This is a genomic window from Polyangiaceae bacterium (assembly GCA_020633235.1).
Classification (GTDB): Bacteria; Myxococcota_A; Polyangia; order Polyangiales; family Polyangiaceae; genus JACKEA01.
In genome coordinates this window covers 204,584-227,285 of the sequence record JACKEA010000005.1, presented here as the reverse complement: position 1 = coordinate 227,285, position 22,702 = coordinate 204,584, and the positions used below count along the sequence as shown (strand labels likewise).

The window sequence follows — 22,702 nt, the reverse complement described above, 5'->3', positions numbered from 1 at the left end:
CGGGCGTCGCGCCGAACCAACAAACAAATGATCAGAGGCGGTCGGAGCGGTACAGCGTGGGAGACGTGCCCTCACTCACCGTGAGCAGGCTCGTGCCGTCGTGGGAGAAGCCGATGGCCTCGCCTTGGGGCTCCTTGGCGAGAGGCAGTGGGCACGGCTCGGTGGCGAAGGCGGCTTCGAGGCGCGCCCCCGCGGGCCGGCGCCACGCGAAGGCCGTGCCGTAGGTGCGCACCACCACCAGGCTGCCGTCCGGGGAGACGTCGCCTCCGGTGGCCAGGGTGCCGCCGCCGAGCTTGGCGAAGTCGACGACGGCGACCTGCTCGAGCTCCATGCTGCCCCCGAACGCGAGGGGTGCCCCGGCGCGAAACACCGGCGAGCTGCCGAGCACTTCCTTGGTGACGATGTACAGGTCACCGCTCAGCGGGTCCACGAGCAGCGTCTCGGCGTTCCAGGCCTTGCCCTCCGGGTACGTCAATGTGAGGGCTTCGGCGCTCACGCTCTGGGCGGTGGGCTCGGGGATGCGATACACGCGCACGGAGCTCCGCTGCTTGGCGTTGTCGCCGATGTCGCCCAGGTACAGCGCCACACCGGGGGCGCGCGCGATGTCTTCCCAGTCCACGGCCTGGGCGCCGGAGACGTTCACGGTGGCGGTGAGCTGACCCTGCGCGTCGAGGTGGAAGACGCGCGGGGAGTCCCCCGAGTCGTTGTGTACCCAGTAGCCCGTGGAGCCGGCGACGATGCCGCTGGCCTCGGTGATGGCGGGCGCATCCACCACGCCGGCGGCGACGGGCTCCGCGAAGCTGGGACACGCCGGCAAGCCGGGCGCGTCGGCACCGGAGTCCGCGGCGGCGTCGGCACCGGACTCGAGAGCAGCGTCGGCGCCCGAGTCGAAAGCGGCGTCGGCGCCCGAGTCCACTTCGGCTCGAGGCGTCGCCGCTTCGCTGGACGAGCAGGCGACGAGCAGCAGCGCGACGAGCACCTCACGCATCGCGCATCAGACTGCGGGCGATCTGAGAGACCTGGATCTCGTCGGTGCCGCCGTAGATCTGCAGCACCTTGGCGTCCCGGGCGAGCTGCTCCACCTGGTACTCCGCCATGTAACCGTTGCCGCCGAAGAGCTGCACCGCCTCCAGCGCGACCTCCATGGCGGCGCCGGCACAGTACAGCTTGCAGGCGCTGGCTTCCGCCAGGCTCATCTTCTTGCCGGCGCCCGTGAGCTCGATGATGCGATAGGCGAGGTTCTGGATGTTCATGCGCGCCACTTCCATCTTGGCGAGCTTGAGCTGGATCAGCTGGAACTCGCCGATGGGACGGCCGAACTGCACCCGCGTCTTGGCGTACTCCACACTGAGCTCGAGGCAGCGCTCCACGATGCCGAGGGCCATGGCCACCACGCCCGTGCGCTCCGCCTTGAAGGTGTCTTTCGCGCCGGTGCGATAGGAAATGTCCTCCGTTTCGCCGAGCAAGCGGTCCTTGTCGACCCGCACGTCGCTCAGGAACAGCTCCCCCGTGGGCGACGAATGCATGCCCATCTTGCGTAGCGGCTTGCTCTGCTCGAGGCCCGACATGCCACGCTCCAGCACGAAGCTCAGCACCTTGCGGTCCTTCGGGTCGTTGCCTTCATCGAGCTTGCAGATGAACACGATGGTGTCGGCGTAGGGGCCGTTGGTGATGAACGTCTTGTTGCCGTTCAGCAGGTAGCCGTCGCCATCCCGCCGAGCGCTGGCCTTCATGGATCCGAAGGCGTCGGAGCCCGAGCCCGGCTCGGTGATGGCCCAGGCGCCGATCTTGTCGAGGGTCAGCAGATCCCTGGCCCAGCGTTCTTTCTGGGCGCGGGTGCCCTTGCTCATGATGGTGCCGGCGGTGAGCCCGGCGCTCACCCCGAGCGCCGTGACCATGCCCGGGCTGTGGCGCGAGAGCTCCACGATGGGGATCATCTGCATCGCCATCATCTCGCCGGCGGCGGGATTGGGTTTGATCTCGTCCGACTCCGGCTTGGGCGTGCGCTCCAGATCAGCAGCGAAGCGCGCCAGCGCCATGTCTCGTAGACCGAAGGTCTCGAACATCTTGCGGAGCACGTCATAAGGCGGCAGGTCGCCGTGCTCGAGCTCCTCCCGGCGAGGGACGATCTCTTTTTCCACGAAGCGCCGAAAGGCGTCGCGAATGGCCCGGTGCTGCTCGCTCCACTCGATCATCGCCCCGAGGGTACGGCATCGGCGGGGCAGGACAAGAGCCGGGCGACGGCGGTCTCGCGGACCACGGCGCAGCGCGCGAGCTCTCGGTCGAGGGCGGGCAGCTCGAGATCGGGGCGGCTCAGCACCCAGCTCGGGCCCAGAGCCCGCAGCCGCCGCAGGGCCGCGGTGTCGGGATCCGCCCCCGGGGCGTGAGTCCAGACCAACGGCACCAGCGTCTCCGCCAGGCCCGCCACGCGGATCTCGTCCTCGCTCCGCCGGATGCGGTCGACTCGCAGGGTCACGCCCTCTTGGCGCGCGAGCTCGTAGGCGAGCAGCGTCGCATCGTAGAAGGCGACCGTCGCCACGCGGGTTTGGCCGGCGCGGCGGATCTCCTCGGCGAATCCCCGAAAGCTCGGCCCGGACGCGTACAGCGGCGGGAGCAGCGGTGCGGCACGCACCAAAAACGCGACTCCCGCCGCCGCGATCCACACCTGGCCGGCGACGGGCAGCTCCGCCTCGGCCACGACCTGGAGCAGGAGCGGTAGTGCCAGCACCGCGTAGTAGGGCTGCATGCGCACGAAGGGCGACAGCGCGAGCACGGCGATCAGCAGGCCGAGCGCCATGGTCCCCGCCAGCGTGGAGAGCACGCTCCGACGCCAGATCCAGAGCCCCGCCGCCGTCAACGCCAGCGCCACGCCCACGCCGCCGGCGATCTCGCTGCCCACGCCCAGGGAGATCTCCCCCAGGCTGCGCGCTCCCCAAGCGATCTGTGGCCGCGCCACAGCGACGTCGTGGGCGATGCGGTCCGCCATCCAGGCGCGGTAGCCCAGCACCAGCGACGGCGCGCCCAGCGCCATGCCCAAGAGCAGCCAGCGGGGTGGTTTGCGGTCGCGCCACCACAGCATGGCCACCGCGGGAAGGATCGCGAACAGCGCGAGGTAATCGAGCCAAAGGCAAAGCGCCGTGAGCACTGCAGCGGCGCGCGAGCGCCGCGTCGCCTCTCCCGCCAGCAGCACCAGCAGGAGGCCCACCAGCGTGAGCTCGCTGACCTCGCGGGACCGCGCCACGAGCACCGGCGAGAGCGCGGCCACGACGGCCGCCACGCATGCCGCCGCTCCGATTCGACCGCGTGCGCGCCAGAGCGCAAACACTAGCCCTGCCGGAAGTAATGCGCCCGCGAGCAGCGCCGGCAAGCGCACGACCCACTCCGCTTGCCCGAACACCTGCACGGCATGCAGCAGCACGAAGAGCCCTGGCGGCCGCCGATCACGGAGGCCCGCCCCGGCGAGGATCTCGCTCCAAGACGAGGCGCCGATCTGGATGCGCTGCACGTCCTGGTCCCAGGCAAAGGGCAAGTCGAGGTGTAGCGCTCGGAGCACCAAGCCCACGCTCAGCGTGGACAGCGCGACCCACAGGGCAGCGCGCGGAAGCGTGCCCAGGAGCAGCACGGCAGCGAGCACGCACAGCGCGAACGCGATGCCGGGGCGCGGCAACCTCGCGGCGCGCACCAGCGGCACGCCGTCCACGCTGAGCCCGCCGGGATCGCGCGCGCGAACGCGCTCCGCAAAGGCGCGCGTCACAGCCCCTGCGTCCGGCGCTTTCGAACGAGGCTCCTCGAAGTCGACGCCGAAGCTCGGAGTCTCCAGCACGTCCTGCCACTGGCCCTTGGGCACCACGTGGAGCTCGATGTGTTCGTCGCCCCGCGAGGCGACGAACACCACGTCGTGCTCCTGGCCCCGCCGCGGGGGTGACAGCCGATAGCCCGCGACGGGGGCGCCCAGGTCGCTCCACGCCCAGCCCCGCGCTCGGGCCCGCGGCCAGGCCAGCGCCAGGGCCACGCAGAACAGCAGCAGCGCAGCGACAGCGCGCTTCATGCCGGCAATGCTACCCTGCCGGGCCATGAGTGAGGCCTTCGAGCGCGAAGTCCGCGAGTTCATCGCGCGGGAACGCCCGCCGCGGCCGGAGTTCAAGCTGCCGCAGACGTTCCTGGAGGTGGAGTCGAAGGAGCAGTTCGACTACCTGCGGGCCTGGCAGGCCAAGGTGTACGATGCCGGCTACCTCGGCTTCGACGTTCCCGAGGCGTACGGCGGCCGCGGCATCCAACCCGACAAGAAGCGCATCGTGGAGCGGGAGCTGGCTCGCGCCCGCGCGCCCTTCTTCGTCAACACCATCGCCCTGACCTGGGTGGCGCCCACGATCTTGACCTACGGCACCGAAGCCCAGAAGCAGCGCTTGCTCCGCCCGTTGCTGCGAGCCGACGAGATCTGGTGTCAGGGCTTCTCCGAGCCGGGCGCGGGCAGCGATCTCGCGAGCCTCACGACGCGCGCCGAAGCGACGAGCGACGGCTGGAGCGTGACGGGTCACAAGGTGTGGACCACCCTCGCCCACTTCGCCAAGTGGATGATCCTGCTCGCTCGCACGGATCCGACGGCCCACAAGTACGCAGGGCTTTCCTACTTCTTGTTCCCCATGGACGCGCCCGGCGTGAGCGTCCAGCCGCTGATCAAGATGACCGGCGAAGGTGGCTTCAACCAGGTGGTGTTCGATTCCGCGCCGATGCCCCAAGACGCGCTCCTCGGAGAGCTGGGCCAGGGCTGGGCCATCGCGATGACGACGTTGATGTTCGAGCGGGGCGCCGCCGAAGGCTCGAGCAGCGAGCGGGCGGCGCCGTTCTTCGAGCAGCTCGCTCGGCTAGTGGAGCTGGCGCGGCGCACGGGACGGAGCGAAGACCCCGTGTTTCGCGATCGCATCGCGCAGCTTTGGCTCGAAGCGCAAGCGTTGGCCTTCGCGACCCCGCGGGCCGAAGCCGCGGCGCTCAACGCCGAGCGCCCGCTGGCGCTGCCGCTGATGAACAAGCTCGTCGGCTCGGAGTGGAACCAGCGCCTCGCCGAGCTCGCCTGCGAGCTGCTCGGCCCTGAAGCAGGGCTTTGGCTCGGAGAGCCCAGCGCCCCCGACGGCGGCGAGTGGCCGCGGGCGTACATGAACTCCTTCGGTATGACCATCGGCGGCGGCACCAGCGAAATCCTGCGCAACATCTTGGGGGAGCGGGTCCTCGGCCTGCCGAAGAGCAAATGACGCCCTGCTACGCTCCGCCCGCTCTCGGCTTCACTGAAGAGCACGAGCTCGCACGGCAGGCTGCGCGCCGCTTCCTCGCCGAGCGGGCGCCGCTGTCCGGCCTCCGCAGCCGCGGCCCCACGGACTTCGATCGCTCGCTGTATCGCGAGATGGCCGAGCTCGGCTGGCTCGCGCCGGAGGGGGGTGGCTTGCTGCGCGCTCTCTTGCTCGAAGAGATGGGCCGAGTGCTGTTGCCGAGCCCCTACTTCGCGTCCCTGCTCGCCCTGCTCACCCTCGACGCCGACGGCCCCGAGGCGTCCGCGATCCTCCGCGGCGAGCGCATCGCCACCTTGGCCCACGTGGAGCCCGGCGGCGCGTGGCTCCCGGACGCGCTCACCACCCGCAGCGATGGCCAGCTGCTCCACGGCGAAAAGTCCCGCGTGCCCTGGGGCGAGGCGGCAGAGCTCGCCGTCGTCGCCGCCCGAGAGCCCGGTGGTGAGGTCGCGCTGTTCTGCCTCGAGCTCCCGGGTCACGGCGTCACGGTGATCCCCGAGCAGTGCGTCGACGCCACGCGCCCGACGGCGCGCCTGCTCCTCGATGGCGCCCGCCCGAGCGCGCGTCTTGGCGGCGACGGTCGCACGCGTCTGTGCGACGCGCTCCTCCGGGGCGCCGCGCTGCTCGCTTCGGAAATGGTCGGCGCCGCCGAAGCGCTGATGACCATGACCCGCGACTACGCCATCGATCGCAAGCAGTTCGGCCGCGCCATCGGCAGCTTCCAGGCCGTGAAGCATCCCATCGTCGACGCCATGATCGGCATCGAGCTGACACGCAATCTCGCCCTCGGCGCCGCCAGCTTGCTCGACAGCGAAGGTTTTCAGGCTCCCGCTCACATGGCCAAGGCCATGGCCAGCGACGTGTTCTCCGCCACCGCCCGAAAGGGCGTCCAGCTCCACGGCGGCTTCGGTTTCACGTGGGACGCCGACGTGCACTTCTTCTTCAAGCGTGCCCTCGACAGCCGCTCCTCCCTCGGCGACGCCAGCTACCACCGTCGCGCGTTGGCCAAGCTGCTGTTCGACTGATCTCGTTTGGTTGTTGGTGCGGCGCGATGCCCGTCGCGGCGCTACGGCTTCGGCTTCTTGCGTCGCCGCTCCGGCGGGAACACGAAGCGCGCGTGGCCGGCTACCAGCGGATCCGGATCGGCCCGGTAGCCTTCGAGCACGGCGCGGCGCTCTTTGGTCCAGCCGCGCTTGGGGCGCGCGGCGAGCTCCAGGGCGGCGAGGCCGAGGCGGCGGAGCCGCGGATCGTCTGCGTCGCGGAGCAACGCTTCGAGCGCCCCCGGGCGCACGGCCCTGCCGATGGCCGCGACGGCGGCGCCCATGGCGTCGAAGTGGAGCAGGGAGCGCTGGGACAGGCGCGTGAGGAGCGCGACCAGCTCGCCCTCGCTCCGAAGCACCGCGGCCAGGGCCAAGCTCTCCGGCACCAACGTGGGCTCGGGCTCGATGCGCTCCAGAAGCCCGCGGCCCACCGCCAGCACGGGCACGGAGGCGTAGGGCCCCAGGCGTGCCACGAGCCCGGTGTGCAGCGTGCGAAACGTGCGCCGGCGGTCGATGAGCTCACAGATGCGATCGAGCACCTGGGGCGCTTCGTTCGGGGCCATGCGCTGGAGCACCGCGGCGAGAGCCGTGGTCACCTCGTCCTGGTACGGCGCGCCGAGGTGTGCGAGGCAGCTCTGAAATAGCAGACGATCGCGATCCACCAACGGCAGGTAGGCGGCCCGGGCCAGCAGATAGCGGCGCGCTTCCGGCTCCGGCCGCGCCAGCACTTGGGCCAAGAGCTCGGTGAGGCGTCGCTCCGCATCGGCCGCCAGGCGTGCCACGGGAACGTCCGCCAAGCGGCTGGCGACGACCCAGTCCGGATCGGCCAGCGCCTCGGCAAACACCGCCCAGCTGCGCTCGTCGTCCAGGTGATCCCACAGCGCCCGCAGCAGGGCGATCTTGACGTCGCGATGCAGCGCGCCGCGGTCCAGCCCGATCAGGAACTCGAAGCCTTCACGGCCCGCCAGCTCGCCGGCGAGGCGCAGCACTTCCTTGGCCACCGTCACCTTGCTCATGGGCGCCTGGCGCAAGAGCGCGAGCACGCGCTCTTGCGCCAGCTCCCGCAGCACTGCCCGCAACGCGTAGATCGCCCAGCGCGAGCGTTCGTCCCCGAGGGCCTCGAGCAGCTGCCGCGGGGCCATCGGATCGTCCACGCGACCGAGAGCGCGGGTCACCAGCTCCCGCATCGGGGGCCGCTCGTCCTCCGCCAGCGCCGTCCAGTGCTCGAAGGGCGCGAAATCCAGCATCGCCAACGCGCCCACGCCTCGACGGAGCGTCGGTACGTCGCGTTTCGGATCGTGCACCATGGCTGCCAAGAGCCCCGCCTGCGCCCGCTGTTGCGCCGCGCTCCAGGTGCCCAAGCCCGCGTCGAACTCGATCACCCACTGGCTGCGCCCGGAGGCGAAGCGGCCCTTGATGACCTCGCCCTTCAAGAAGGGCGGCAGCAGATCTTGTCGCGAGGTGCTCACTGCCCGCGACACTGCGGGCAGCACGATGGCGCTCGCGTCGCTCGCGAGCAGCGCGGGGAACAGCTCGCGGAACCGCTCCGGCGCGTGGCGGCGCAAGAGGTCGAGTGCTGGGCCAGCCACTTGAACGAAGGGCTGTTCGCTGGCGACGGTCTCGAGGGCCCGCACCAAGGCCGGAACCTGTGCGAGTCGATCTCCGAAGGAGCGCGCGAGCCACAGCAGCGCCCCCACGCGCTCGCGGTGGGTCCACTCCTGGCACAGCGTCTCCACCGCCGGAGCGAGCGCTTGCGCCTCGCGCGGAGTGAGGCCGTCCACCAGCCCCAGGCTGGACGGCACTCCGCGCACGGCCAGGAGCTTCGAGAGCCACTCCGCGGCCCAGGGCGCGTCCCGACGAAATAGCCGCACACATGTCCGCTCGATGTGAAAGGACGTCGTCGGCGACAGATCCGCTGCGTCGAGGGCGTGCTGAAACACCTCCGACAGCGCCGGCAGGATTTCGCGAGAGAAGGCCCGCAGCGGCAGCTCCGACAGCGCCAGGAGCATCGCCTGGCGCACCGGATCTTGCTCGAAGCGGCGCGACGCCACCCGCTCGAGGGCGCCCGCCATGGCCTCGGGGTACGTCGCGGGCACGGTCGCCAGGGCCCGCATCGCCACCGCTCGCACGGGTCCGTCGGGATGGCTGGTGAAGGACGCGAGGGCCGCCGCGGCTTCGTCCAGGGGCAACAGCGCGGCGTAGGCGATGCGCTCTTCCGGGCGCGTAGCCAGGGCCGGCACTTCCTCCAGATGGCGGCGCGCTTCCCGCGCCTTCAGGTCCCGCGGCAGCGTCGTCAGGTGCGCGAGGGGAATGACGCCCACCTCGTTCTGTGCGGCGGCGCGAAAGCGCCGGAAGGCGCGCTCGCGGTCCTTCGACTCGGGCGGCACGTAGCGCAACAGGAACGCCCCCCAGCGCCCACGGCCGTGGCGCAAGAAGCCGTCGATCACGATCTCGCGCTGCGCCGCGCTCAGCCGCAAGAACCAGCGCCGGGCGCGGGGGCCATCCGACAGCGTGGCCGCCGCGTGCTCGACGAGATAGGCGAGCCGCTCGTCGTCCAGCTGGTGCACCACCTTGTCGAAACGCACCGCGCCGAAGGGACCCGGTGGCGGCATCGGGCGCAGTGACTCCCGGAGCTGCCGCAAGAGGTCGAAGGTCAGGATCGGCTCCCGCCGCAGCAGCAGCGCCATGCTGGCGCTGAGCCAATGCTTCGGCTCCGTGCCCTGCTCGAGCAGCCGCTTCACGAGCGGTAGCGTGGCCGCCGCCGCGTGCTTGGCGAGGAGCGGCAACACCGCCAACAGTTGATAGCGCGTGCGCGGGTCGAAGGAGCTTGCGACGCGAGCCTCGAACAGCCGCGCCAGCTCCTCGGGATGGCGACGCGCCGCGCGGCGCAGCCCATCCGGCGACAGACCCTCGACGTACTTTGGGAGAGCGTCCGGCGCCGCGTGCCCGACGAGCTCAGGCTCCGCGTCCAGGGCCTGCGCCAAGAAACGCTGCAGCGGGGCGAGGCGCCGTCGCTGCACCAGCAACGCCACCAGCTGCCGGAGCGCCACCCGCGACGGAGCGCGGGACAGCGCAACCACGACGGCGTCGTCGTCGAGCACCACCGCCGCCGCCTTCTGGGCGCGGCGCCGCACGGCGCGCGACGTGTCCCCGAGCATGCGCTGCACCAGCACGGGGTCGCGACTTCCGTAGCAACTGGCGACCGCCAGGCAGCGCCGATAACGGTCCGGCGCCGCGGCAAGCGCCTCGATCGCGTCGTTCGCGCCGGCGTCCCCTGCCCGCGCCGCGCGCCCGAGCTCCACCAACTGCCGCACGCGCTCCACGTGACGGAGCGGTTCCACGCGTTCGACGACGTCCATCCCGACTTCGCACGATATCAAGCCGCGAGCTTCCGCGCCGCACCAACAATCCCCAAAACCAGGTACGGTAAGCGCGTGGGGCTCTTCGATCCCATCCTTCCGCCCTACGACCCTCTGAAATGGGAGAAGGCGTCGCTCCCCGAACGCGGACGCCAGGTGTGCGAAGCATGGGCGCTCCAGGGCTACGGCACCCCGCTGGGCGTGTACGGGTTCTACCTCTTGAAGCTCGCGCTGTACGTGGGCGGTTTCGTCGCCATCGCTAAGGCCACCCCCGGTATCACGAGCTGGCTGCATCCGCTCGCGTTCCAGAAGGCCATCGTCTGGAGCTTGCTGTTCGAGGTGCTCGGTCTCGGCTGCGGCAGCGGTCCCCTCACCGGTCGCTACGTGCCTCCCATCGGCGGCTTCCTCTATTTCCTGCGCCCTGGCACCACCAAGCTGTCGCTGCTGCCGCGCACGCCGCTGCTCGGCGGCGACACCCGCAGTTGGTTCGACGTGCTCCTGTATCTGGGCATCGTCGTCGGTGCGGTGCGCGCGCTGATCGCTCCTCGGCTCGGCCCCGCGGAGCTCCTACCCCTCGCCCTCCTGGTCCCAGTGGCGGGCCTCGCGGACCGTACGTTGTTCCTCGCCGCGCGGGCCGAGCACTACTGGGTCACGATCGTGTGCTTCGCCTTCGGGGGGCAGTGGGTCGCCGGCGCCAAGAGCGTGCAGCTCGCGCTGTGGCTATGGGCGGGCATCTCGAAGCTGAACCATCACTTCCCCGCGGTGGTGTGCGTGATGACCAGCAACAGTCCCTTCACGCGCTTCGCCTGGCTCCGGCGCCGGCTCTACCGCGACTACCCCCGCGATCTGCGGCCGTCGCCTCTCGCCACCTGGATGGCCCACGCCGGCACCGCTCTCGAGCTCGGGGTGCCCCTCGCCTTCGTGCTCACGCCGCTCGGCACTCCGCCGCTGGTGGCCATCGTGCTCATGCTGTTGCTGCACGGCTTCATCACCAGCAACGTGCCCATGGGCGTACCCATCGAGTGGAACGTGATGGTGGTGTACGGCGCCTTCGCGCTGTTCTGGGCCCACCCGGAAGTGTCGCCCTTCGCCGTCTCGTCCCCGCTCCTGGCAGCGTTCCTGGTGACGATGCTGGTCGTCGTCCCGCTGCTCGGCAACCTGTTTCCCGAGCGCATCTCGTTCCTGCTTTCCATGCGCTACTACGCCGGCAACTGGGCGCACTCCATCTGGCTCTTCCGCGGCGAGTCGTACCAAAAGCTCGCGCGCTTGAAGAAGAGCTCCGGCTGGATCTACGACCAGCTCGCCCTGCTCTACGACCGCGCGACCTCGGTGGGTCTGGCCAGCAAGGTGATGGGCTTCCGCCTGATGCACCTCCACGGCCGAGCGCTCCCGCGCTTGATCCCCAAGGCCGTGGATCGTCTCGACGAGTACGAGTGGGTCGACGGCGAGATCGTCGCCGGGCTGGTGCTGGGCTGGAACTTCGGCGACGGCCACTTGCACCAAGAAGCGCTACTCCACGCCGTCCAAGCGCAGTGCGATTTCGCCCCCGGCGAGCTCCGCTGCGTCTTCGTCGAGTCCGAGCCGTTGTTCCGCCCTCGCCTCGCCTATCGCATCGTCGACGCCCACAGCGGCGAGATCGAATCCGGAACCCTCCCGGTCACCGAGCTCCGACAGGTCCAACCCTGGAGCTCCTAGCTCACCGCTCGTACCTCGTAGCTCACAGCTCGTTGCTCACAGCTCGTTGCTCACAGCTCGTTACTCGTTGCTCACAGCTCGTTGCTCACAGCTCGTTACTCGTTGCTCACAGCTCGTTGCTCACAGCTCGTTACTCACAGCTCGTTGCTCGTTGCTCACAGCTCGTTACTCACGGCTCGCACCTCATGGCCTCGACCTCCAAGATCATGTCGGTCCGCCGCGGTACCACCGCGTCCCGCTCCCACTTTCGCCTCGTGGCTCGCCCGTCCACCCCGAGGGCGCCAGCGCACGGAAGTCCTTTCCCCGTCACACGCGCCGTGCCCGTCGTCCGTGCCCATCCCCGTGCCCCGTCGTCCGTGCCCATCTCTCCATGCCCGTGCCCGTCTCCCGCGCCCGTGCCCATTCCCATGCCCGTCTTCGACCGCGCTGTTTCCGCGGCGGGCCAACAAGAAATCAGTCCAGCAGCGCAGCCAGCTCCGACACGTGATCGTCCTCCGCCCCCATGTGCCGGAGCGCCGCAGCCAGCTCCGCGACGTATTCCACGTTGTGGCCGCTGGGCCCGCGGCTCTGCTTCACCTGCGCCGCGATGGCGGCAAGCGGCGCGGGCCCCAGGTAGTTCTCGTTGTCCTCGGTGGCGATGTACGTCACCCCGCGCGGGGCGAGCGCGCTACCGTCGCCCTTGAACAGCGGTAGCTCGAGCCGGCTGTAGCCGCCCTTCTCGCGATGATCGAGCTGCGCGATGACACGCTCCACGTCGTCCTGGCTCACGCGGTACGCCATGCCCCAGCAGCGCCCGCCGGGATCCGGCACCAGCGTCACCACGCGACCCGGCGCCCCCGGCACCCCGCGGTGATCCGTGGACCCCTGCCAAAAACGCCGCGCCCAGCCGACGACGAAGGCCGGCTCCTTGTCCAGGTGATCGAACGCCGGGCGCCACACCAACGAGCCGTAGCCAAACACCCACACGCCTCAGCCCTTGAACATCTTCTCGATGGCAAAGGCCACGCCCGCAAGGCTCTCCCCCGCGATCAGCCCCGAGGCGATCACGACCAGGAAGCGATCCGACCAGTTCTTGAAGCGCCGCGCGACCAGCCACGCGATGACGCCGCCCAAGAACATCATGATCGAATAGTAGGCCGGCACCACCAGGGCCAGTCCCATGCTCGCCGGGCTCGGAACGAAGCGCCGCACCTTGGGTGGCGAGAGCCGCTCCGCGATGGCGAGCACCACACCGACGGCAGCAGCGATGGCGATGGCGTGGAGCGCTCCCGCCGGCATGGTCTCGATGCCCTTTTGAAAGACCTCCGCAACGGCCTTCCACTGCGCCACCGCCGGTGCGGGCCAGTCCTTCGTGAGGAGCATGCCCTTCGGATCCGGCACCAGCACCAAATACGCCGCGCTGCCCACCAGCGCCCCAGCCAGCACGCCCAACACCTGAGCGATGGCCTGCGGCCTGGGCCACGCGCCGAGCAGGTGCCCCGCCTTGAGGTCGTGCAGCATGTCCGCACACTGGCTGGCGGCGCCGCCGGTGACGTTGGCCGCCATCAGGTTCGTGGTCGCGTCCCCCGGAGCGACGGCGCCGAAGCTCAGCTGCGTCACCTTGCCCATGGCTCCCACCGGCGTGATGCCCGTCTCGCCCGACACGCGCCCGGCAACGATGGCCAGCACGAAGGTCAGCCCCACGCCAAAGAGGGCAACGTACCAACGAATGCCGAACAAGGCGACCTGCAGCACGACGGACACCAGCGCCACCACCGCCAGCAGCGAGAAGAAACGCTTCCGTCGGAAGTCGTAGCCTTCGGCCTCTGCGACGGAGCGGCCACCGCCGCGAGCCCCGGCGAAGGCGCGGACGATGGACCGCGCCGAGAGCAAGAACGACGTCAGCGAAGAGCTGACCATCAGCGCCACGCCGGGCCACAGCATCCACTTCACCAGCGGCCCGAACCACACGTCCCCCGGCTTGCCCGCCATGGCCCAGCCGCGGTCGAGCACCTCCGGCGCGATGACGCCCCAGCCCACCGCAGCGCCCAGCAGCAGCGAGACGCACGCCCGCGGTCCGATCAGCGCTCCGACCCCGACGAACAGGAGTCCCGGCTCGAAGGCGAAGCCGAGGTTCTTCAGGGTGGCGGTGCCGGAGGCGAGCTTCATGCTGCCGGGGACCGGCACCTTGGGCAGCTTCAGGAGCTCTTCGGCGCTCTTGACCGCCGCCGCCATGCCACCGGCGAGCAGCAACGCCCGAACCCGCGCCATCGCTTCGGCGCCGCGGGCGTACATCTCCTTCAGCGTCTCGGCGGTGGCGATGCCGAAGGGAAACGGCAGCTTGTCCACCAGCAGCATTTGGCGTCGGAGCCCCACCCCCACCACGATGCCGACGCAGGCCACGGAAAACACCCACACGCTCAGCCACTGCCAGGCCAACGTCTGCCCCGTGAGCATGGTGAGAGCGGGGATGGGCGCCACCAGCCCCGCGCTCGAAATGCTGGCCCCCGCGCTGGCCGCCGTCTGGCTCACGGTGTTCTCCATGATGCCGAAGGGCGACGTCTTCCCCAGCCGCTGACCCAGCTGCCAGAAGGCGTAGCCGAGCAGCGCAGCCGTGATGCTCATGTTCGTGCCCCACCCGATCTTGAGCCCGCTGTAGATGTTGCACAGCGACAGCACGGCACCGAGCACCATGCCGCTCGCAACGGCGCGCAGGGTGAGCTGCGCCACGTCGGCGGAGGCGGGAGCGGAAGCTTCGAGGTCGGCCACGGCAAGCGAATGTAGGGGCAAGGCCCAACCGGTGCTAGCTTTCTCGACCTTGGCCAAGCACGCTTTTGTCGACCAGCGCCTGACGGCGACCGAGCCCGGCGCCCTCGATCGCGTGCTGCGCGATGCCCATCCCGGCGCCAGCTGGAACGACGTGCGGCGCCTGGTGGAGAGCGGCAAGGTGCGCGTGAACGATGCCCTCGAGCTCGATCCCACGCGCCGCGTGGACGCCGGCGCCAACATCGAGATCCGCCTCGCGTCGCCGCGCCCTCGGGGCTCCGCCGCCAAGCCCCGCATCGTGTTCGCCGACGCTCATGTCGTCGTCGTGGAGAAACCCGGCGGCATTTCCACCGTGCCCTACGACGAGCGCGAGCGAAACACCCTGGTAGATGTCACCAGAAATTTGTTGGAGCGGCGCGAATCCCGTCGCGCCGCCCCCTTGGGCGTGGTGCAACGTCTCGACAAGGAGACCAGCGGGCTGGTCGTCTTTGCCCGCACGCTGCCGGCGAAGCGCACGTTGAAGAACCAGTTCCGGGCCCACAGCGTCCATCGTCGCTACGACGCCCTGGTACACGGCGACACCACGGACGCGCGCTACGAGAGCCGCTTGGTCAAGGACCGGGGCGACGGTCTCAGCGGCTCCACCGACAACCCCAAGCTCGGCCGCGTCGCCATCACGTTCGTGACGGTGGTCGCGCGGCTCGACGGCGCGACCCACGTGGAATGCCGCCTCGAGACCGGGCGCACGCACCAGATCCGCATCCACCTCTCGGAAGCCGGACATCCGCTCCTCGGGGAGCGGGTGTACGTCCGCGGCTACGACGCGCCGCTCATCCCCGCGCCGCGACTGATGCTGCACGCGCGGGAGCTCGGTTTCGTGCACCCCAGCACCGGCCGCCCGATGCGCTTCACCCAGCCACCGCCGGACGACATGCGCGCGCTGATCGAACGCCTCACTTCGTCGGCTGGATCTCGATCACCGTCACCGCGCGACACTTCACGTCGACGGTCTGCCCCTCGCTGATCCAGCGCACGTTCTTGCCACTGCCGATGCGCACGTACTTCATGCCGCAGTTGGAGAGGTTCTTCGCGTTGGTCGACCCGATCTTGAACCCCGTCGCGTACACGTCCGCGTCGGCGGAAGACTTCACCACCAGGTAGCCCTGGCTCCAGTTCAGCTTGGAGCCGTCGTCGCCATCGTCCACGTAACCCTTGGCGCTGGCGCTCGGCGCGGCGCTGGCGATCGGCGCAGCGCTGGCGCTCGGCGCGGCGCTGGCCGTGGGCTCGTTCGACGGCTGGGCGGTGGGCGTGGGCACCTTGGCGATCACGGTGTTGGCCGTCGGCGACGCCGTTGGACGACCCATCAAGAAGTACGCGCCGGCCGCGCCGGCGATCACGAGCAGCACCACGACGACCAGCACGACCCCGACGCCCGAGGAACGCGGCACGGGGTCCGCCATCACCTCGGGCTCCACCGGCGGCGGCTCCAGAACGATGGGCTTCGCCGGCTCCGGCTCCGGCTCCGCTTCGGGCTCGGGCTCGGGTTCCGGTTCCGGTTCGGGCTCCGGTTCCGGCTCCGGTGGCGGGACGCTCTCCAGCTCGCTGTCCAGGATCAGCTCGCCCGACTCGTCCTTCACCGCCACGGGACGCGGGGGTGCGGGGCGCGCGCCAGCCTCCTCGATGCGCACGCCCAGGGGCGGTGCCAAGGACACCACCGCGGGAGAGCTCGCTGGTGGCGGCAGCTCCAGTCGCGGCGAGCTGTTACGCGGTCGATCCAACAGCGCGAGATAGCCGTCGCGCCACGCTTCCAGATCGCCCCCCAGGCCGTCCATGATCTGGACACCGAAGCCCGGCGGCACGGTGGCGGCCGCCGTTGCGCCGAAGGCTCGCCGCCACGCCACGCGCCCGAGGAGCCGCACGCGCTCCTTGGTGCGCGGCGGGTGCAGCTCGATCCAGACCTGCTCCGTGGTCGGCGCGGCCAGAGTGCGGATGTACACGCCACCCGCGCTCACGTTGTAGGTAAACCCCAGCTCGTCGTCGTCCTCGCCCGCGCCGCGGAACTGCACCGCCGTGCCGTACAGCACCCGAGGGCTCGAGCGCGCCGCCTTGTCCGCCCCGCTGAGCATTTCGTTGGAGGCAAACAGCACGCTTTCCGGCGGCATGTAGGCGCCCATCACGGACACGTGATCGAGGCCCACCACCGCTTCTCGCAGCGCCTCCAGCTCTCGGCGCTGGGCGGTGACGATCCACACGGCATCGCAGCCCGCCTTGCGGGCCTGCTCCACCAGTGGCCGCGGCGCACCCAGCTCCGCGCTGGCCACCACCACCTTCACGCCGCCCTGTTGCGTGTAGAACTTCAGCGCGACGTCATCCAGCGCGTATTTGACCTCGTAGCCCGCGTTCACGAGCACGCGACCGAAGACGTCGCTCCGCCCGCGATCGCGATCCGCCACCACGGCCTTGCCCCGCTGCCGCGCCGATTGGGGCGCCGCGCTCTCCGGCAGCGACCTCAAGCGCGCCATCAGCGCCGCGCGGGACGAGATCGAGATCACGTCGTCCGCGCCCAAGGTGTAGAGCTTCTCGATGTAGGCGTCGCTCACGTCGGCGGTGAGCGCGATGATCGGAACCGACGCCAGCTCCTTCTTGCTGCGAACCTTCTCGCAGATCTTCTCGGCCTTGCTGATGGCCGTATCGAAGGTGACCGCCGCCGGGTCGTGGCGCTCCAGCCACGCCAGCGCAGCGATGGTGGTCTCCACGTTGGCCAGCTCCAACTTGGCGGCCGTGGCCAGGGTGGTCAGGCTGCGGCGGCGCTCGGCGTCGAGCTTGCCCAGTACCAAGAAGAAGCGCTGGCCCATCCCAGCTCACGTTAGTAGACCCGGCCGCCGATCGCGATACCCCGGTCAGCTCGAACGACGGCCACGCCACAAAAGCACGGCCCCGACCAGGGCCGCAGCCAGCCCCGCCCAGCCGTCCACGTTGCCTCGCGGCTCCACGTGCGCACCGCATCCCATGGCCGGACCGCACAGGTCGCTGGCGCCCGCCATGTTGGGATCCAGCCCCTGCTCGAGCTCGTCGGTGTCGCTCACGCCGTCGTTGTCGCTGTCGGCGCCGCTGGCGCGCATGTTGTCGATGGCCGGCTTGAGGCCATCCGCGCTGCCGTCCCACAAGTTGTCGTACAGCGTGTTCACGAAAGGCTGCACCACCGGTCCACCGCCCGCATCGTCCACGTGGCACATCGAACAACGCACGTCGCAGGGCGTGTTGGCCACGTCCGAGAGCTTCTTGGCGAACTCCGGAAGCGCGAACGCAGCGCCCGCCAGGGTGAGGGTGAGAGCGAACGCCAGAGCTGAAACGGTCTTCTTCATCGTCGTCCTCACAAGTAGGCGTGCAGCTGCACCATGAACATGCCGCCGTTCTGGCGGCCAATGGCATCGACCCGTGCTTCGAGGTGCGGCAAGAAGAACCAGTCGGCGGAGAGCCAGCCTCCGAAGCCCGGCTGCCCGGCGCCGGGAACCTTGTCGAGCTCCGGCAGGCCGGGCCCCGGTGGAGTGGTGCGGTGGCCCGCGTCGAGCACCTCCGCGGCGGGCATCAGGTGCAGACCCTGAACCAGCTCCCAGTCCAGCTGCGCCAGACCGGTGTAGCCGATGGTGTGACGCGACAGGTGCAGCACGTCCCCTTCCGCCAGCAGCACCAGCGGCTCCGAGATCACGATACGGGCAAAGGCGCCGTGGGCACCGCGCGTGGTGCTGTCTTGCTCTCGGGTGATGGCGTCTGCCTTGGCGAAGGTCAGCAGGCTGGAGACGCCCACCGCCAGCGGCGTGGACACCCGATACTCCATGAACATGCTGTAGCCGCGCTCTCGGTACTTGTCCGGGTTGATCTGGTAGTTGCCCGCGAGGCCCATCACCTCCCCCCGGAGCTTCTCGCCGTTGTAGGCCACCGCCAGGCCGTGGGATTGATCCGACTCTCGATCCGTGCGCGTGGCATCCCGCACCCACATGATGTGCTCCGGGATGCGTAAGCCGAACGGTAGGTTCAGGCGCCCCGCGCGCACCGTCACTTGCCGTTGGCCACCCAGGTCCACACCCACCCAGTGCGTGCGGCTCAGCAGATTCCATTGGTTGCCGTCGTTCGCCGTCGTGACCTGCGCCGCGCGCGCGTGGGGCGAATTGTTCGCCACCCGCGAGGCACCAATGCTGCCGCCGAAGCGCAGGCGTCCGAGGGACAGCTGCCCGTACAGATCCGCCTGCATCGGGAACGTCCGCACGCCCCCGGCATTGGCCACCACCACGTGACGGTAGCTGCCGCCGAGCAGCAGGAAGTCTGGCGTCGGGAACAGGCCCCACATGAAAGCGGCGCTCTTGGCGACGCCGTCGTCGCCCTCGCTCTTCGCTTCGGCCTTGGGCTTCTCTTCGTGGGCCTTCGGCGCAGCGGCACCTCCGCCGTCGTCCTCGTCGAAGGAGTCGAAGGAGTCGAAGGAAGCACCCGACGTGTCCGTGGTGCTGGCCGCCGCCGAGCTGTCGTCCTTGCCATAGTGCATGCGCAAGAGCAGGTCGCCCTGTGCACGGCCGTACGCGGTGAGCAGCTCACCACCACTGGGATCCGCATGGCACACGTTGCAGCCGCCGTAGCCGTGGCGAATCATCCACGCGTACGCGTGGGCGGGGCGGCTCCAGCTCAACACCACCAAGATGGGCAGCAGCACGAGGGGAAGTCGGAGGGCGAGCGCGGACGCCCGCGCCAGCGGGGAGATGGGAGAAGAACGCATCGATCGTTGCTCCAACCGGGGTGCGCCCAAGCAGGGGCCTTCCCGGATTCGGACGCCTTAGTAACGAATTGTCGTCGATCGCAGGCAACGCGCCATGACGGTTGTCTCACGCCTGCGAAGCGCAACGTCGCTGTGCCGACCCGGGACACGCTTTCGCGGCAGTGCTGGCTGCCGCGAAAGGGTCACTCGGAGCGGGACACGAGGCTCGAACTCGCGACCCCAAGCTTGGGAAGCTTGTGCTCTACCAACTGAGCTAGTCCCGCAAGGTGGACGGGGAGTCTAGTCCCCGCCCTCGAAGCTGGCAATCCACCTTCGGCGCCCGGATGCTTGACCCGAAGCCCCGCCGAAAGTAATCGATGGGCCGGGCGCCACCGCTTTTCGGGGCCCAGCGGAGCAGCATTGAAAACGGCAACGATCCTTTCCGTTTGCGAGTGCCAGGCGCGGCTCGGCGCCGAGCTGGACGAGAACCGCCAAGTGGTCTCCGGTTGGGCGAAGGATCGCCGTCGCCGGCTGACCCGCGAGGCCCCCGCCCACAGCATCCATCCGGATCACGACGTGTTCCAGGTCGCCTGGTTCTGCCCGTTCTGCATCCGCAACACCACCCGCTCGTTCCAGAGCACCGGCCTCTCTTTCAAGGAGCCGCCGGAGCCCACGCCCGCGCCGGCAGCAGAGCCCGTCGCTGCCAGCTGATCAGGCGGCCTGCACGCGAAAGCTGTCTTGGCCGCCGGCGAGCTGGCCGAGCAGCGCCGTCATCACCCTGACGCGCGCATCGTCACGATCGCGCCGGCGGAGCCACAGCGCTTGCTTCAGCGCGTGCTCCGCTTCGTCGCGCCGCCCAGCGCGCACGCACTGCGCCGCGTACAGGGTCCACAGCCGCGGGCTCGAGCTCTCCTGGCAACACGCTTCCTTGAGCACCAGCATCGCGCGTCGGTCTTCGCCCCGGCGACGGTGTCGCCACGCTCGCCGAAGGAGCATCTCCCCCTTCGGCTCGGGCTGTACGGTTCGGCGACGACGGCGCATGACGATGGTTCCTACGGACGAGAAGCCGAGAACGATCTCGGCCCAGCCGTGGTTTCCATGGTCAGAGCGTCCGGGCCAAGTTCTCGACAGGACGTTTTCCGTGCGAGGCCCGTGCCAAAGCGAGGTTCCGCGGCGCACCAACATCCAGAAGCCCCAATGACTTCCAGCATTTATGTTGGTTCGCCGCGGAAACCGCGCGCCCCCGGAGCCCGCCGCGGCCCATGACAGCGCGGTCGCGGCGGAGTCAGAGCGCCGCGCGGTACATCGCGAGCAGCTCGTCGCGGCTGCAGGGCCGCGGGTTGTCACGGTGACACGCGTCCTTGAAGGCCTTGTCCGCGAGGGTCGGCAGCATGCTCTCGGTGACGCCCACCTCGGTGAGCGACCCGGGCAAGCCGAGCGCTTGGCGGAAAGCCGCGACGGCGCGCGCGGCGGCGCCTTGGTCGGGGTCGGCGCCGAGCAACAACGCGATGTGCAGCTCGCGCTCGACGGCCGCTTCTTCGTTGAAGGCGAGCACGACGGGCAGGCACAGGGCGTTGGCCAAGCCGTGGTGCAGACCATGCTCACTGGACAGCGGGTGCGCCAGGGAGTGACACGCGCCGAGACCCTTCTGGAAGGCGACGGCGCCCATCATCGCGGCCTTCATCATGCCACCCCGCGCTTCGAGATCCTGTCCGTTCGCGACGGCGGTGGGCAGGTGCTTGACCACCAGATCGATGCCGGCCACGGCGATGGCGTCTGCCATCGGATGATCGCCGGCGGCGAGGTAAGCCTCCACGTTGTGCGTCAGGGCGTCGAAGCCCGTCGCCGCAGTGGTCATCGCAGGCATGCTGCGGGTGAGCTCGGGATCGAGGATCGCGACCTTGGCCAGCATGTGGGGCGAGAACACCACCGTCTTCAGGCCGCTCGATCGCAGAGTGAGCACGGCAGCGCGACCCACCTCGCTGCCGGTTCCGGCGGTGGTCGGCAGCGCCAGCAACGGCGGGAGCCCCGCCGGCACGTGGGCACCACCGCCGATGGCGTCGTCGAGCTCTTCCCACTTCTTGTCGCTCCGGGCGCGCACGCCGATGAGCTTCGCGGCGTCCAGCGGCGAGCCACCCCCCACGGCGACGATGCCGTCCGCCGAGTGCGCGGCGAAGGCCTTGGCGCCGGCCTCCACGTTCGCTTCCGTGGGGTTGCTGGCGATGTCGTCGAACACCGCCGTCTCCACGCCCTTTTCGGCGAGCGAGGCGAGGATGCCGGCGAGCAGCCCGGCCTTCTTCACGCCGGCGTCGGTCACCACCAGCGCGCGCCGCACGCCGAGCGCCTGGGCTTCTTCGCCGGTGCGCTTCGCCTCCCCGTTGCCGAACACGATGCGAGTCGGAAAGCTCCAAAATGCGGTCATGGGTCGGTTCCTTCTTTCAGATCACTTCGAAGTAGCGCGACAGCTCCCAGTCGGTCACGGCCTTTTCGAAGCAGCGCACCTCCCAGTCGCGGGTGCGCGCGTAGTGGTCCACGAACTCGGCACCGAAGAGCGCGCGGGCCGCCTTGCTGGCGGCGAACAGCTCCGTGGCCTTGCCCAGCGTGGTGGGTAGCTTGCCCGGGCCTTCGCTGCCGGGATCCCCGCGCGTCTCCAGCGGTAGCGGGAGCTTCTTCTCGATGCCCCAGAGGCCGGCACCGAGAGACGCCGCCATCGCCACGTAAGGGTTCATGTCGGCCGCGGTCTGCCGATACTCGATGCGCTGCGACGTGTCGTTTCCCAGATCGATGAGACGAATGGCGCAGGTGCGATTGTCCTGTCCCCAAGAAGCGACCAGCGGCGCCCACACTCCCGGCACGTAGCGCTTGTAGCTGTTGATGGTCGGCGAATACATCGCCGTCAGCTCCTGCATCAGCGCCATTTGCCCGGCAATGTAGTGCTTCATCGTCTTCGACATGCCGCGCTTGTCCCGGGAGTCGAAGAACGCGTTCTTGTCGTCCTTCCACAGCGACTGATGCAGGTGTCCGCTGCAGCCGGGGAGGTCCGCGTTCCACTTGGCCATGAACGTGACGGAGAGACCATGACGATGCGCGATCTGCTTCACGGCGGACTTGAACAGCGCCGCCTTGTCCGCCGCCGCCAGAGCGTCATCGTAGCGAATGGCCGCCTCGTAGACGCCCGGGCCCGTCTCCGTGTGCAGCCCTTCCAGCCCGATGTCGAAGGCCTTGAGCCCTTCCATCAGGTCGCTCATCAAGTCCGAGTCCTGCCCGGAGCGCACCCAGCTGTAGCCGAACATGCCGGGGTCCAGCGGGGTCAGACCCTTGAACTGCTTGTCGTGCAGCGTGTCGCGCGTCTCGCGGAAGAAGAAGAACTCGTACTCGGCGGCCAGCTTGGCCGAAAACCCGAGTTTCTCTCCGCGGGCGATCACGCGCTTGAGCAAGGAGCGCGGGCAGGCGGGATGGTCCTTGCCACTGCCGTCGCGGAAGTCCGCGATGAAGGCGACCACCCCCGGCTCCCAGGGCACGAGGCGCAGGGTGCTGGCGTCCAGCACCGCGTGGGCGTCGGGATAGCCCGTATGCCAGCCCGTGACCTTGGCGTTGTCGTACAAGACGTCCGCCACGTCCCATCCGAAGATCACGTCACAAAAGCCGAACCCCTTGTCGAGGACGGAGCGGAGCTTTTCGAGACTGACGTACTTGCCGCGCAGCACGCCGTCCAAGTCGAAGCCGCCAATCTTGGCGCGCGAGATGCCCTGACGTTCCAGCTCGGCCACCAGCGCCGCGCCGTCGTGGTTGTCGGCGCGGGTCGCGCGCTTTCGGGTTGCCATGGCCGAGCAA

General features: G+C 69.6%; 17 protein-coding genes and 1 tRNA gene. 5 read left to right on the top strand and 13 right to left on the bottom strand.

The features are described 5' to 3' along the window. Positions 1-31 precede the first annotated feature (31 nt). Genes H6717_26845 through H6717_26835 form a run of 3 tightly spaced genes read right to left on the bottom strand, consistent with a single transcriptional unit; the run spans position 32 to position 4,048 of the window. Positions 32-988: a hypothetical protein gene (locus H6717_26845; GenBank protein ID MCB9580677.1), complete on the bottom strand. Its 957-nt coding sequence runs from the start codon at positions 986-988 to the stop codon at positions 32-34. After that, positions 981-2,195, bottom strand: coding sequence for an acyl-CoA dehydrogenase family protein (locus H6717_26840; protein ID MCB9580676.1), 1,215 nt, complete (start codon positions 2,193-2,195; stop codon positions 981-983). The genes H6717_26845 and H6717_26840 overlap by 8 nt, the downstream gene beginning before the upstream one ends. Then, positions 2,192-4,048, bottom strand: a complete 1,857-nt coding sequence (locus H6717_26835) for a hypothetical protein (protein ID MCB9580675.1) — start codon at positions 4,046-4,048, stop codon at positions 2,192-2,194. The genes H6717_26840 and H6717_26835 overlap by 4 nt, the downstream gene beginning before the upstream one ends. Here H6717_26835 and H6717_26830 point away from each other — a divergent pair. Together H6717_26830 and H6717_26825 are read left to right on the top strand one after the other, a co-directional pair. Then, positions 4,047-5,249, top strand: coding sequence for an acyl-CoA dehydrogenase family protein (locus H6717_26830; GenBank protein MCB9580674.1), 1,203 nt, complete (start codon positions 4,047-4,049; stop codon positions 5,247-5,249). The genes H6717_26835 and H6717_26830 overlap by 2 nt on opposite strands. Next, positions 5,246-6,307 (top strand): acyl-CoA dehydrogenase, encoded by a 1,062-nt coding sequence (locus H6717_26825; GenBank protein MCB9580673.1) that lies wholly within the window; start codon positions 5,246-5,248, stop codon positions 6,305-6,307. Before H6717_26830 ends, H6717_26825 begins: the two co-directional genes overlap by 4 nt. A gap of 41 nt (positions 6,308-6,348) precedes the next feature. On the opposite strand, the gene H6717_26820 is transcribed toward H6717_26825, so the two are convergent. Then, positions 6,349-9,681, bottom strand: coding sequence for a hypothetical protein (locus H6717_26820; protein MCB9580672.1), 3,333 nt, complete (start codon positions 9,679-9,681; stop codon positions 6,349-6,351). A gap of 75 nt (positions 9,682-9,756) precedes the next feature. On the opposite strand from H6717_26820, the gene H6717_26815 reads away from it, so the two are divergent. Further along, positions 9,757-11,376, top strand: coding sequence for a DUF3556 domain-containing protein (locus H6717_26815; protein MCB9580671.1), 1,620 nt, complete (start codon positions 9,757-9,759; stop codon positions 11,374-11,376). A 453-nt stretch (positions 11,377-11,829) separates the two neighbouring features. Here H6717_26815 and H6717_26810 read toward each other — a convergent pair whose 3' ends face one another. Further along, on the bottom strand, positions 11,830-12,342 hold the full coding sequence (locus tag H6717_26810) for a gamma-glutamylcyclotransferase (GenBank protein ID MCB9580670.1): 513 nt from the start codon (positions 12,340-12,342) through the stop codon (positions 11,830-11,832). 3 nt (positions 12,343-12,345) lie between these two features. After that, positions 12,346-14,049 carry an OPT/YSL family transporter gene (locus tag H6717_26805; protein ID MCB9580669.1) on the bottom strand — a complete coding sequence of 568 codons (1,704 nt, stop codon included), beginning with the start codon at positions 14,047-14,049 and terminating at the stop codon, positions 12,346-12,348. Between the two features lie 124 nt (positions 14,050-14,173). On the opposite strand from H6717_26805, the gene H6717_26800 reads away from it, so the two are divergent. Further along, on the top strand, positions 14,174-15,145 hold the full coding sequence (locus tag H6717_26800; protein MCB9580668.1) for an RluA family pseudouridine synthase: 972 nt from the start codon (positions 14,174-14,176) through the stop codon (positions 15,143-15,145). Here H6717_26800 and H6717_26795 read toward each other — a convergent pair. The 4 genes from H6717_26795 to H6717_26780 form a co-directional block, all read right to left on the bottom strand. Next, positions 15,075-16,976 carry a hypothetical protein gene (locus tag H6717_26795; GenBank protein MCB9580667.1) on the bottom strand — a complete coding sequence of 634 codons (1,902 nt, stop codon included), beginning with the start codon at positions 16,974-16,976 and terminating at the stop codon, positions 15,075-15,077. The two genes, H6717_26800 and H6717_26795, sit on opposite strands and share 71 nt — an antisense overlap. Positions 16,977-17,021: 45 nt before the next feature. Beyond that, positions 17,022-17,486: a hypothetical protein gene (locus tag H6717_26790; protein MCB9580666.1), complete on the bottom strand. Its 465-nt coding sequence runs from the start codon at positions 17,484-17,486 to the stop codon at positions 17,022-17,024. 8 nt (positions 17,487-17,494) lie between these two features. Then, positions 17,495-18,889, bottom strand: coding sequence for a hypothetical protein (locus tag H6717_26785; GenBank protein ID MCB9580665.1), 1,395 nt, complete (start codon positions 18,887-18,889; stop codon positions 17,495-17,497). 190 nt (positions 18,890-19,079) lie between these two features. Next, positions 19,080-19,152, bottom strand: a tRNA-Gly gene (locus H6717_26780). Between the two features lie 136 nt (positions 19,153-19,288). Here H6717_26780 and H6717_26775 point away from each other — a divergent pair. Next, positions 19,289-19,579, top strand: a complete 291-nt coding sequence (locus H6717_26775; protein ID MCB9580664.1) for a hypothetical protein — start codon at positions 19,289-19,291, stop codon at positions 19,577-19,579. Here H6717_26775 and H6717_26770 read toward each other — a convergent pair whose 3' ends face one another. From H6717_26770 to H6717_26760, 3 genes are all read right to left on the bottom strand, one after another. Beyond that, positions 19,580-19,909, bottom strand: coding sequence for a hypothetical protein (locus H6717_26770; protein ID MCB9580663.1), 330 nt, complete (start codon positions 19,907-19,909; stop codon positions 19,580-19,582). Positions 19,910-20,153: 244 nt separating this feature from the next. Beyond that, positions 20,154-21,290, bottom strand: a complete 1,137-nt coding sequence (locus H6717_26765) for an iron-containing alcohol dehydrogenase (protein ID MCB9580662.1) — start codon at positions 21,288-21,290, stop codon at positions 20,154-20,156. 16 nt (positions 21,291-21,306) lie between these two features. After that, positions 21,307-22,692, bottom strand: a complete 1,386-nt coding sequence (locus H6717_26760) for a glutamine synthetase (protein ID MCB9580661.1) — start codon at positions 22,690-22,692, stop codon at positions 21,307-21,309. Positions 22,693-22,702 lie beyond the last annotated feature (10 nt).

What these genes read in the sequence shown, in the direction of transcription:
- H6717_26840 (MCB9580676.1), bottom strand. Translation starts at nt 2,195, where the DNA reads ATGATCGAGTGGAGCGAGCAGCACCGGGCCATTCGCGACGCCTTTCGG.
- H6717_26790 (MCB9580666.1), bottom strand. Translation starts at nt 17,486, where the DNA reads ATGAAGAAGACCGTTTCAGCTCTGGCGTTCGCTCTCACCCTCACCCTG.
- H6717_26765 (MCB9580662.1), bottom strand. Translation starts at nt 21,290, where the DNA reads ATGACCGCATTTTGGAGCTTTCCGACTCGCATCGTGTTCGGCAACGGG.
- H6717_26825 (MCB9580673.1), top strand. Translation starts at nt 5,246, where the DNA reads ATGACGCCCTGCTACGCTCCGCCCGCTCTCGGCTTCACTGAAGAGCAC.
- H6717_26820 (MCB9580672.1), bottom strand. Translation starts at nt 9,681, where the DNA reads ATGGACGTCGTCGAACGCGTGGAACCGCTCCGTCACGTGGAGCGCGTG.
- H6717_26845 (MCB9580677.1), bottom strand. Translation starts at nt 988, where the DNA reads ATGCGTGAGGTGCTCGTCGCGCTGCTGCTCGTCGCCTGCTCGTCCAGC.
- H6717_26830 (MCB9580674.1), top strand. Translation starts at nt 4,047, where the DNA reads ATGCCGGCAATGCTACCCTGCCGGGCCATGAGTGAGGCCTTCGAGCGC.
- H6717_26795 (MCB9580667.1), bottom strand. Translation starts at nt 16,976, where the DNA reads ATGGGCCAGCGCTTCTTCTTGGTACTGGGCAAGCTCGACGCCGAGCGC.
- H6717_26835 (MCB9580675.1), bottom strand. Translation starts at nt 4,048, where the DNA reads ATGAAGCGCGCTGTCGCTGCGCTGCTGCTGTTCTGCGTGGCCCTGGCG.
- H6717_26805 (MCB9580669.1), bottom strand. Translation starts at nt 14,049, where the DNA reads ATGGTGCTCGGTGCCGTGCTGTCGCTGTGCAACATCTACAGCGGGCTC.
- H6717_26770 (MCB9580663.1), bottom strand. Translation starts at nt 19,909, where the DNA reads ATGCGCCGTCGTCGCCGAACCGTACAGCCCGAGCCGAAGGGGGAGATG.
- H6717_26785 (MCB9580665.1), bottom strand. Translation starts at nt 18,889, where the DNA reads ATGCGTTCTTCTCCCATCTCCCCGCTGGCGCGGGCGTCCGCGCTCGCC.
- H6717_26760 (MCB9580661.1), bottom strand. Translation starts at nt 22,692, where the DNA reads ATGGCAACCCGAAAGCGCGCGACCCGCGCCGACAACCACGACGGCGCG.